A 10,235-nucleotide genomic window follows, 5' to 3' on the forward strand; every position below is an offset into this window, starting at 1 on the left:
TGTCATCCTCCCGTTTCCCGGCCGAGGCGCCGCAGGATCTCACCCGCCTCGGCCACCGTGCCCTCGACGATCTCGCCGACCGTGGGCAGGTCGTGGATCATGCCCACCACCTGCCCCGACGCTAGCACCCCGGCGTCGGTCCGGCCCTCGACCAGCCCCGCACGCAGCAGCATGGGGGTGTTGGCCGCCATGACCAGCTGACTCCAGGTGAGATCGTTGCCGTGCTTCATCGCGAAGCCTTCTTTGACCATGGCAACCGGGGACAGTCCGGTGATATTCCGGAACCGGAGGGCGTTCCGCGCGGCCTGCGCGAGTCCCTTCACGCGGCCGGCGCGCTCCAGCTTGTCGACGAGCGCGGTGCGCAGCACCCGGTGCGGCAGGCCGTCCACCCGGCGGGTGACGACGGTCCCGGCGAGCCCCTGCTCGAGGTACACGCGCTTGACCTCGTCCGGGACCGTGCTCTCCTTGCTGAGCAGGAACCGGGTGCCCATCGCCACGCCCGCGGCCCCGTAGGCCAGCGCGGCGGCGAGCCCGCGGCCGTCGAAGAAGCCGCCGGCCGCGATCACCGGGATGTCGACGGTGTCGAGCACGGACGGCAGCAGGAGCGTCGTGGCGACACCGCCGGTGTGGCCACCGCCTTCGCCGCCCTGGACGATGACGGCGTCCGCGCCCCAGCCCGCGACCTTCTCGGCGTGCCGGGCGGCGCCGACCGACGGGACCACGACGATGCCGTGGTCGCGCAGCTTCGCGATCATCTCCTTCCGCGGCGCGAGCGCGAACGACGCCACCTTCACGCCTTCGCGGATCAGCAGGTCCACCCGGTCGCCCGCGTCGGCGGCGTCGGCACGCAGGTTGACGCCGAACGGCTTCTCCGTGCGCTTCTTGACCTCCGTGATGGCGGCTTCGAGCTCGAGGTAGGTCATCGTGGCCGAGGCGAGGATGCCGAGCGCGCCCGCTTCGGCGGTCGCCGAGACCAGCCGCGGGCCGGCCACCCAGCCCATGCCGGTCTGGACGATCGGGTGCTCGACGCCGGCGAGGTCGGTCAGCGCGGTCTTCACGCCGGGACTTCCTTGTCGCGGAAGTTCTTCGGGTCGAGCACGTCCCGGATCAGCCGCAGTTCTTCCGCCGTCGGTTCGCGGCTGGTTCCGGCTCCGGAAAAGTCGATCTCGAAGCTGGTCGCCGCCGCGACCTCGTCGCGCGTGACGCCCGGGTGCAGCGACACCGCGCGCATCGAGTGGTCCGGGGTGCCGAAGCCGAAGACGCCGAGGTTGGTGACGACCCGGTGGACGTCGTGGTACTTCTCGGCGGACGGCCCCGCCTTGGCCGCGTTGTCGTAGCCGACACCGGAAACGACGTCCACGGCGTCCACGAACACCCGCGGGGAATGCCTCGGCACCCAGTAGCTGGTGCGGTGGTTGACCGTGTTGCCGGGCGCGCCGCGCACGCCGAGCAGCTGCTTCTTCGGGTGCGCGTGGTCGCCGATGGCGGAGATGTTCTGGTTGCCGTGGCGGTCGACCTGGTTCGCGCCCATCACGACGTGCCGCCGCCCGTGCGGGACGATCGTGTCCAGCACCTTCCGGAACGGCTGCCAGCCCTCGACCACGCCGTCGGGCGTGACCAGGTACGCCTCGCCGTCGGACATCAGCAGGTCCGGCTCGAACGTCAGCCGCGCGAGCTTCGCGCCCAGCTGCGGGATCAGGCCCATCGGGCTGGCCACGATCTCGCCGTCGCCGCGGAACAGCTCGGCCACCGCCACCACGGCGATCTCGGCCCGGGTCGCACTCATGCCGCCTCCGCCTCGAACTTGTCCACTTCGGACAGGTACGCGCGCTCGTCACCGGAGAGGAACCGGTCCGCGAACCCGGACCAGGCATCGAGATCCTTCGCGCACGTCGCGTAGTGGCGCTGGAACCGTTCGTCCCGGCCGTAGTCCGGCGCCGCCGTGGTGAAGTGCGCACCCCGCGGCGCCTCGACGACGCCGTCCACGCTGCCGCGGTTGAGCAGCAACGACTGCACCGCCCCGCCCGCCAGCAAGTCCGGCGTCTCGACGACTTTCTCGACCGACACGAACCGTTTCGCCGCCGCCAGGCAGAACAGGTCGTCGAAGTACGGGTCCGGCCCGAGGTACTGGGCGTTGCCGCGGGCGTCGGCGCGGTTGAGGTGCACCAGCGCCACGTCCAGGTGCCGCGCCGGGACCGCGACCAGTTCCTCGGCGTCGGCGTACGGCGAGCGCACGGTCCGCAGGTCCGGGTTCGCGCGCATCACCTCCGACCCGAGCCCGGCGCGCATCGGCAGGAACGGAAGCCGTTGCGCCGCCGCGGAAAGCGCGGCGCCGAACATGCCCTCGTCGTACTCGGTCACCTCGATCGCGCCGGTCTCCCGCGCCCGGCCGAACCACGGGTCGAACGGGATCGAGTCCAGCGTGACGAACCCGAACACGACCCGCTTGACCTTGCCGGCCGCGCACAGCAGGCCGACGTCCGGGCCGCCGTAGGAGACGACGGTGAGATCCTTGACGGGCGTCCGGAGGATCGCGCGGACCAGGGCCATCGGCTTGCGCCGCGAACCCCAGCCGCCGATGCCGAGGGTCATGCCGTCTTCCAGTTCCGCCGCGGCTTCGTCGGCGGTCATGCGCTTATCGGCCATTCAAGAACTCCTCGCGGGCCTCGTCGGACGCGCCGAGCAGGTTCAGCTCGAAGGTGAACCCCTGCTCGAACCGGTAGCTGCGGTGCACCTGCTGGGTGTCGATCCCGTTCAACGCCTCCTTGGCGGCCCGGATCACGCGCGGGTCCTTCCCGGCGATGTCGGCGGCGACGGCCATCGCCGCGTCGTCGAGTTCGGCGCGGGGCACGACCTGGTACACCGAGCCGTGGGCGTGCAGCTCGGCGGCGGTGATGGTGCGGGCGGTGAAGTACAGCGTGCGCATCAGGTGCTGCGGCACCAGCCGGGCCAGGTGCGTCGCCGCGCCGAGCGCCCCGCGTTCCACTTCGGGGACACCGAAAGTGGCGTCGTCGGACGCGATGACGACGTCGGCGTTGCCGACCAGCCCGATGCCGCCGCCGAGGCAGAAGCCGTGCACGGCCGCGACGACCGGCACCTCGCAGTCGTAGACCGCGCCGAAAGCCGCGTAGCAGCCCCGGTTCGCGCCGACGAGCGCGTCGTACCCCGCGCTGCGCTGGATCTCCTTGATGTCCACGCCCGCGTTGAAGCCCCGCCCCTCGGCGCGCAGGACGACGACGTGCACGTCCGGGTCGCGCCCGGCCCGCGTGAGCGCGTCGGCGAGGTCGAACCAGCCCTGGACGGGCAGCGCGTTGACCGGCGGGAAGTCGACCGTGACGACCTCGACTTGCGCGTCGCGCTTGGTGCGGATGCCCATCAGCTCGCTCCGTAGACGGGTTCGGGCTCGGGCGCGCGCTCGAGCAGGTCGGCAACGACCGGGCCCAGTTCCGCCGGGTCCCAGCGCTCCCCCTTGTCCACGGCCGGGCCGTGCCGCCAGCCCTGCGCGAGGGACACCTTGCCGCCCTCGACCTCGAACATCCGGCCGGTGACGTGCGAAGATTCCGCGCTGCCCAGCCACACGACGAGCGGCGAGACGTTCTCCGGCGCCATCGCGTCGAAGCCGCTCTCGGGCCTCGCCATCGACGCGAAGACCCCTTCGGTCATCCGCGTCCGCGCGGCCGGCGCGATCGCGTTCACCGTCACCCCGTACCGCGCCAGCTCGGCCGCCGCCACGACGGTCAACCCGGCGATACCGGCCTTCGCCGCCGAATAGTTGCCCTGGCCGACGCTGCCCAGCAACCCGGCGCCCGAACTGGTGTTGATCACCCGCGCCCGCGGCGGCCGGCCCGCTTTGGCCTCGGCCCGCCAGTGCCCGGCGGCGTGCCGCAACGGCGCGAAATGTCCCTTCAGGTGCACGCGGATCACCGCGTCCCACTCGTCCTCGTCCAGGTTGGCCAGCATCCGGTCCCGGACGAACCCCGCGTTGTTGACCAGCACGTCGAGGCGCCCGAAGGTCTCCAGCGCCGCGCCGATCAGTTCCGCGGCCCCGGCCCAGTCGGCGATGTCCGAGGTGTTCGCCACCGCCTTCCCGCCGCGTTCCCCGATCTCGGCGACGACCTCGGCGGTCGCGTCCCCGGCCACGTCGTTGACCACGACCAGCGCCCCTTCGGCGGCGAACGCGAGGGCGTGCGCGCGCCCGATCCCGCGTCCGGCTCCGGTCACCACGACCACCCGGTCCTGGCACAACCCGCTCACGAATCCTCCCGATGGTTGACGTCGGCCGCGGCGAGGAAGGCCGGGACCTCACCGCCGCCGTGCACGCGCAGGGTGGCGCCCGAGACGTAGGAAGCCAGCGGCGAAGCCAGGAACGCGGCACAGGCGCCGACCTCCCGGGGTTCGGCGAGCCGGCCCAGCGGCACGGTCTTCCCGACCGCCTCGACCGCGGCTTCGCTGCCGTAGTGCAGGTGCGACTGCTCGGTCCGCACCATCCCGACGGCCAGCCCGTTGACCCGCACCTTCGGCGCCCACTCGACGGCCAGGCTCGCGGTCAGGTTGTCCAGCCCCGCCTTCGCCGCCCCGTAGGCCGCCGTCCCCGGCGAGGCGCGCGTCCCGCTGACGCTGGAGATCATCACGATCGAGCCGCCGTCGTCCTGCCGCTGCATCACGGCGTTGGCGTGCTGCGAGACCAGCAGCGGGGCCAGCAGGTTGAGCTGCACGATCTTTTCGTGCAACCGCGGCGAGCCCTCCGCGGCCGGGACGTAGGGCGCCCCACCGGCGTTGTTCACGACGACGTCGAGCCGCCCGTGCCGGTCGACGATCCCCTCGACGAGCGCGGCGACCTGCCCGTCGTCCCGGACATCGCATTGGACGAATTCGGCGTCGGTGGGTGCCTCGCGCCGCGCGCAGGTGATCACGCGTGCCCCGTGGGCCAGGAACACGTTGCAGATGCCCTGGCCCACGCCACGGACACCGCCGGTGACCAGCACCACGGCACCGGCCAGGCCCAGATCGGTCTTCACGTCACAAAACTAGAACACGTTCTCGCTTTGGGCAAGGTGGCGTGCCCGGTCCGGATCTCATGAACGAGTCGTTCACCGCGTCCGGCGAGGTGAAAGGGTCTTTCATGACATCCGGACCGCCGGACCGGCCGCGCCGATCCAACCTTGCCGGCGCCGTATCACCGGACGCGATGAACGAGTCGTTCACGACACTCGCCCGCGCGGCTCCGGCGACAGTCAGGCTCGCCGCGACCTGAGCCCCGAAGCGCGCAACGCCGCCTGCATCGCGAACCGGGCGTCGGCGTCCTCCAGCCGCTCCCCGAACGCCTGCTTCAGCTGCCGCACGCGGTAGCGCACCGTCTGCGGGTGCACCGAAAGCTCCACGGCGATCTTCTCCGAGTTGCCCCCGTTCTGCAGCCAGGACAGCAGCGTCTCGCCCAGCCGCCGCCGCGTGCGGTCCGGGAACTGCGCCAGCGGGGCCAGTTCGCGGTCGGCCAGCTGGTCCGCCAGGGGCGCGTCGGACAGCAGCCACAGCGTGGTCAGGTACTCCGCGGACCACGTCACCGGGACGTCCGGGAGCGCGCCGTCGGCCACCAGGCGCAGGGCGGTGCGGGCCCAGCGCAGGGAGTCCGCCGCCGAAGCGACGTCCGTCGCCGGGCCGACCGCCACGCGCGTGCCGAGGCGGGTCAGCGCGCCGGCGGCGGCCGGGGCGGGCAGGAGCAGGTACGGCTGCGGGGGTTCGAGGTCGGTGAGCACCTCGGGACCCCACGACGTGCCGGCCGCCGTCTCCGCCGCGATCGCCACCACCGAACCGGGGACGGGCCAGCCGGCCGCGGCCGCGAGCTCGGCGAGGACCGGCTCCGGGAGGGTGCCCGGGCCGACGAGCAGCCGCAGCAGCCGGCGGCGCAGGCCCGCCCGCGTGCCGTCGATCTCCGCGCGCGCCTCGCGGTAGCCCTGCGCCGACATCCGGGCCAGCTCGTCCGCGTAGCCGAACAGCATCTCGGCCAGCCGCGCCATCGCCGCCGACGACAGCCGGTGGCGACGGCCCAGCCGCATGATCCAGCGCCAGCCCGCGCGGGTGCCGGCGCGGTACGCCGCCTGGAGGTCGTCGAGCATCCGGCCTTCGCGGGCTTCGCCCGCACCGAGCCGGTGGCAAGTCGCGTACAGCCGGTCGCGCGGCGCCCGCGGGTCCTCGACGAGGTCCACGAAGAGCGCGACCGCGCACTCGACGCCGTGCCGGGTCACGCGGCCGTAGGACCCGTCCCCCGGCCGGGCGTAGACCGGGACGACCCGCCACACCTCCTGGACGATCCAGTCCACCAGTGCCGGCAGGGCCGGACGCATGAGCGCCGCCAGCTCGCTCCTCCCGAGGATCTCTTCGCCGTCGTCCCGGTGAGCCGGAACGCGTGGCCGGGCACTTTCGGGGGACACCAAGGGTTCCTCCACCGGGGACGGGCGACGGAACGAGCTTTACCGGACGGTAAAGCAGCGGGACCGTACAGTACACCTCCATGAGCCGGCCGAGTCGTCCTGATCGATCCAGCGCTCGCCGCAGCCCGGCCGCCCGGCCCACCGACGGCGAACTGCTCGACGCCGCCCGCGCGGTCTTCGCCGAGCGCGGCTACGCCCAGGCCACCATGGGGCTGATCGCCGAGCGCGCCGACTCCACCAAACCCACGCTCTACGCCCACTTCGGGGACAAAGCGGCCCTCTTCCGCGCCACCGTGACCCGCGAAGTCGCCGCGCTGCGGGACTGGGTGCTCACCGCCTACGAAACCGCGAGCGCGCGGCCACTGGAAGAGCGCGTGCGGCTCTCGGTGATGGCGATGTTCGGCTACGCCGGCGCCCACCCGGACAGCTTCCGGCTGCTGTTCGACTCCGCCGTCGACGAGATGTCGAACGAGCGCCGCGCGCTGGCCGACACCGTCACCACACACGTCCTCGGCCGGATCCACGAGCACCTGCTGGCCCACGGCCGCACGCCCGGCCCGGGCGCGGACCTGCTCGCCGCGATGATGGTGGGCCTCGTCGGCCGCGCCGCGATGCACGTTTCGCACTCCCCCGGCGTCGACCCGATCGCGGCGGGCGAACTGGCCACCGGGTTCGTCCTGGCCGCGCTGCGCGGCCTCGACCCGGCGCTGCTCGACCGCGTCGACGACGCGCGCCAGTGCGCCACCTGAGCATCCACACCGGACTGGTTGTCACCCGCCGGACAATTCCCGCCGGCCTTCGCAATTGACTCTTGCCGCGGTCGGCGGCCACTGCGACGCTGCCGTTACCCGCAAGCGCCGAAATGCATTTCCGATCCACCCGGAAAGCGCTTGCCGAACCCGTTTTCCCGCGAAGAGGTGTTGATCAGCCATGAAAACGCGCTTGTTTTCCGCCGCCGCCGCACTCGGTATCGCCATCACCGGTCTGAGCGTCGCGGCCGCGCCGGCGGCGTCCGCCGCGCCGTGCACCGACATCGACGTCCCGGTCGCCCGCGGCACCGGCGAACCCGGCACGCTCGGGTTCATCGTCGGCGACCCCGTCTACCAGGCGGTCCAGAATTCGCTGCGCCCGCGCACGCTGAGCAGCTACCGGGTGGACTACCCGGCCGACCTCGGCGAGCCCGCGTCCGTGCAGAAGGGCAACACGGACCTGGTCAACCACGTCAAGGCCCAGGCCGCGGCCTGCCCGCAGCAGCGGTTCGTGCTGGTCGGCTATTCCCAGGGCGCGAACGTCGTCGACAACTCGATCGGCATCAGCAGCGACGGCGCCGTCGTCGGCGGCCCGATCGTCGCGACCATCCCCGCGGAGCTCGCGCCCCGGATCGCCGCGATCCTGCTGTTCGGCAACCCGATCCGCGCGCTCGGCCGCCAGGTCACCGGCACCTACCAGAGCCGCACCAAGGACTACTGCGCCACCGGCGACCCGATCTGCCAGGCGGGCGGGTTCAACTTCCTGGCCCACCTGAGCTACGGGAACAAAGCCGCCGACGCAGCAGCCTTCGCCGCCGCGAAGGTCTGATCGTCAGCAGTTCGACGGCGCCGCCGCCCCCGTGAAGCGGTTGACGATCCACTGGTGGGCGTCGGCGTTGCCCGCCAGGATTCCTGTCGCGTGGTCGGAGATGTAGGTCTTCCACTGCTCACGGACGCCGGCCGCGCAGTACGTCCGGTGCAGCGTCTCCGCCTGCGGGGTGTTGACGATTTCGTCGGTGCTCGCGTGGTACTGGAACACCGGCACCCGCGGCGGGTTCGCGCCCAGCTTGTTCTGCGCGAGCCGCGCCTGCCACTGCGGGGTCGCCAGCGGATTCGACGTCGTGTAATCACTGATCTTCTTGAACGAATAGTTCAGCAGCAGTTCCGCCACGCACGCGTTCTTCTTGGCGTCGGACAACTGCTGACGGCCGGTGTCGTTGAGGAACGAATCCAGTTTCAGGTCCGGGTAGGCCGCGTCCAGCCCGACCGCGGCGAACGCGAGGAACCCGAACCCGATGTACCCGTCGAGGCCCTTGGCGACCTCGGTCAGGTCGGCCGGGACGCCGCCCGCGACGACGCCGACGAGGTTCAGCTCCGGTGCGTACGAAGGCTGCTTCTCCCCCGCCCACATCGCCCCGCCGCCGCCCTGCGAGTAGCCCTGGAAGATCACCTTGGCGCTCTTCGCCAGCCGGGCGGACGGCAGGTTCTGCGCCGCCCGCACCGAGTCGATCACGGCCGGGCCCATCGACTGCCCGGTGATGTAGGTCGGCACGGTCGCCGGCGAGTAGCCCTCGTAGTCGGTCACCGCGACCGCGTAGCCCGAGGACAGCGAGTCGTTGATGGCCGGCTGGTCGTACAGCGTGCCCCGCTCCATCGCCTTGGACGCCGTGCACTTGAACGCCGGGCCCTGTGTACCCACCGCGTACCCGACGATCGGCGCCGCCGCGGGGTCCTTCCCCTTGGGCACCAGGATGGTCCCGGTCACCGCGTCCGGACGGCCCTGGGCGTTGGTCGAGAGGTACATCACCTGCCAGGCGTCGGCGTTGGCCGCGTTCAGCAGCGGGACCGTGGGCCGCCAGCGCAGCACGTCCCCGGGTTTCCCGGCCGGCAGCGGCGACGGCGGGGTGTAGAACGAGTCGTCGAACGGCCCCGGCAGGATCGGGGCGGCGGCCGCGCCGGCGGGCGGGCTCGCGGCCACCACCCCCAGCGCCACCAGGCAGCAGCTCACCAGCGCCGACACCAGCTGTCGCACGTGGACGGACTTCACCACAACCTCCATCGGTCGAACGGGAAGATCAGGCCGGAAGGCCCAGTGCGCCGGCGAGGACCGGCCACGAGTTGTGCAGGGCCCGCTGCCAGTACGGCCAGCTGTGCGTGCCAGGCCCGTAGTAGTCGACGGTCGCGGGAATCCCCTTGGAGCGCAGCAGGTCCGTGAAGCTCTGCGACGACAGCAGCGCCGACGGCTCCAGGACGTCGGACTGGCCGGGCGGGTCGAGCGGGCCGGTCTGCCCGTTGCCGCAGGAGATGTAGAGCGCCGTACCGCGCAGCTGGTCGGCGTGGTCGTAGGGGTTGCCCGCCGACCAGAGCGGCCGCATCCCGAAGGAGTCGCCCCACAGCTGCAGGTAGTTGAAGATGCCGGCCCGGGCGAGGATGCCGATGATCCAGACCGGGATGCCGGGGAAGAGCGTGTTCGGTACGCCGCTGTAGGACGCGGCCGCGCCGAACATCCCCGGGTGCTTGAACGCGTAGGCGAGCGCGCCGTACCCGCCGATCGACAACCCGGCGACCGCCCGTCGGGTACCCCCGTGGTACCCGCGTTCGACGATCTGGCGCACTTCGGCGGTGTGGAACGTGTCCCAGTCCGGGGTACCGCTCAGGCCGAAGTTCCACCACTTGGTGTACATCCCGGCCGGCCCGTCCGTCGGCATCACGACGAGCGCGTCCTTGTTCGCGGTGAACGCCTTGACGTCGGTGAACTGGTCCCACGACTTGTAGTCGACCGGCTCGCAGCAGCCGTGCAGCAGGAACAGCACCGGCCAGGTCCGGCTCGGCTGCGCCGCCCAGCCGGCCGGCACGATCAGCCGGACCATCCCGGTGGTCCCGAGCGCGGGCGAACTGATCTTGAGGTCGACGGTCCGGGCGTCCAGCCAGGTTTCCGAGACGACCTTCGCACCGTCGTCGGCCACCGCCGGGGCCGCCTGGGCCGGGGCGACGCCGCCGCCGGCGAGCAGGAGCACCGCCGACAACGCCAGCAAAGCCAATCGCTTCATCGCGACTC

The 10,235-nt window shown here is 72.0% G+C and carries 11 protein-coding genes; 2 read left to right on the forward strand and 9 right to left on the reverse strand.

The features are described 5' to 3' along the window. Window positions 1-2: 2 nt before the first annotated feature. The 7 genes from AB0B33_RS25050 to AB0B33_RS25080 form a co-directional block, all read right to left on the reverse strand. Window positions 3-1,058, reverse strand: a complete 1,056-nt coding sequence (locus AB0B33_RS25050) for a nitronate monooxygenase (RefSeq protein ID WP_360776026.1) — start codon at window positions 1,056-1,058, stop codon at window positions 3-5. Next, window positions 1,055-1,786 carry a CoA-transferase gene (locus AB0B33_RS25055; protein ID WP_360776028.1) on the reverse strand — a complete coding sequence of 244 codons (732 nt, stop codon included), beginning with the start codon at window positions 1,784-1,786 and terminating at the stop codon, window positions 1,055-1,057. The genes AB0B33_RS25050 and AB0B33_RS25055 overlap by 4 nt, the downstream gene beginning before the upstream one ends. Continuing rightward, window positions 1,783-2,646: a CoA-transferase gene (locus tag AB0B33_RS25060; RefSeq protein WP_360776031.1), complete on the reverse strand. Its 864-nt coding sequence runs from the start codon at window positions 2,644-2,646 to the stop codon at window positions 1,783-1,785. The genes AB0B33_RS25055 and AB0B33_RS25060 overlap by 4 nt, the downstream gene beginning before the upstream one ends. After that, the gene (locus AB0B33_RS25065; protein WP_360776034.1) at window positions 2,636-3,376 is read right to left on the reverse strand and encodes an enoyl-CoA hydratase family protein; all 741 of its coding nucleotides are present in this window, start codon (window positions 3,374-3,376) and stop codon (window positions 2,636-2,638) included. The genes AB0B33_RS25060 and AB0B33_RS25065 overlap by 11 nt, the downstream gene beginning before the upstream one ends. Then, window positions 3,376-4,254, reverse strand: coding sequence for an SDR family oxidoreductase (locus AB0B33_RS25070; protein ID WP_360776036.1), 879 nt, complete (start codon window positions 4,252-4,254; stop codon window positions 3,376-3,378). Before AB0B33_RS25070 ends, AB0B33_RS25065 begins: the two co-directional genes overlap by 1 nt. Continuing rightward, complete coding sequence (locus AB0B33_RS25075) at window positions 4,251-5,018, reverse strand: SDR family oxidoreductase (protein ID WP_360776039.1); 768 nt, start codon at window positions 5,016-5,018, stop codon at window positions 4,251-4,253. Before AB0B33_RS25075 ends, AB0B33_RS25070 begins: the two co-directional genes overlap by 4 nt. Window positions 5,019-5,234: 216 nt before the next feature. Continuing rightward, window positions 5,235-6,428, reverse strand: a complete 1,194-nt coding sequence (locus tag AB0B33_RS25080) for a helix-turn-helix domain-containing protein (protein WP_360776042.1) — start codon at window positions 6,426-6,428, stop codon at window positions 5,235-5,237. A gap of 80 nt (window positions 6,429-6,508) precedes the next feature. On the opposite strand from AB0B33_RS25080, the gene AB0B33_RS25085 reads away from it, so the two are divergent. Continuing rightward, window positions 6,509-7,177, forward strand: coding sequence for a TetR/AcrR family transcriptional regulator (locus AB0B33_RS25085; RefSeq protein WP_360776045.1), 669 nt, complete (start codon window positions 6,509-6,511; stop codon window positions 7,175-7,177). A gap of 181 nt (window positions 7,178-7,358) precedes the next feature. After that, entirely contained in the window at window positions 7,359-8,006 is a 648-nt protein-coding gene (locus tag AB0B33_RS25090) for a cutinase family protein (protein WP_360776047.1), read from the forward strand. A 3-nt stretch (window positions 8,007-8,009) separates the two neighbouring features. On the opposite strand, the gene AB0B33_RS25095 is transcribed toward AB0B33_RS25090, so the two are convergent. Together AB0B33_RS25095 and AB0B33_RS25100 are read right to left on the reverse strand one after the other, a co-directional pair. Then, window positions 8,010-9,224, reverse strand: coding sequence for a lipase family protein (locus AB0B33_RS25095; protein WP_360776049.1), 1,215 nt, complete (start codon window positions 9,222-9,224; stop codon window positions 8,010-8,012). A 28-nt stretch (window positions 9,225-9,252) separates the two neighbouring features. Then, window positions 9,253-10,227 carry an alpha/beta hydrolase family protein gene (locus AB0B33_RS25100; RefSeq protein WP_360776052.1) on the reverse strand — a complete coding sequence of 325 codons (975 nt, stop codon included), beginning with the start codon at window positions 10,225-10,227 and terminating at the stop codon, window positions 9,253-9,255. Between the last annotated feature and the right edge of the window lie 8 nt (window positions 10,228-10,235).

The sequence above is a fragment of the Amycolatopsis sp. NPDC049159 genome, assembly GCF_040648295.1.
Lineage (GTDB): Bacteria > Actinomycetota > Actinomycetes > Mycobacteriales > Pseudonocardiaceae > Amycolatopsis > Amycolatopsis pretoriensis_A.

What these genes read in the sequence shown, in the direction of transcription:
- AB0B33_RS25060 (WP_360776031.1), bottom strand. Translation starts at nt 2,646, where the DNA reads ATGGCCGATAAGCGCATGACCGCCGACGAAGCCGCGGCGGAACTGGAA.
- AB0B33_RS25100 (WP_360776052.1), bottom strand. Translation starts at nt 10,227, where the DNA reads ATGAAGCGATTGGCTTTGCTGGCGTTGTCGGCGGTGCTCCTGCTCGCC.
- AB0B33_RS25055 (WP_360776028.1), bottom strand. Translation starts at nt 1,786, where the DNA reads ATGAGTGCGACCCGGGCCGAGATCGCCGTGGTGGCGGTGGCCGAGCTG.
- AB0B33_RS25085 (WP_360776045.1), top strand. Translation starts at nt 6,509, where the DNA reads ATGAGCCGGCCGAGTCGTCCTGATCGATCCAGCGCTCGCCGCAGCCCG.
- AB0B33_RS25090 (WP_360776047.1), top strand. Translation starts at nt 7,359, where the DNA reads ATGAAAACGCGCTTGTTTTCCGCCGCCGCCGCACTCGGTATCGCCATC.
- AB0B33_RS25065 (WP_360776034.1), bottom strand. Translation starts at nt 3,376, where the DNA reads ATGGGCATCCGCACCAAGCGCGACGCGCAAGTCGAGGTCGTCACGGTC.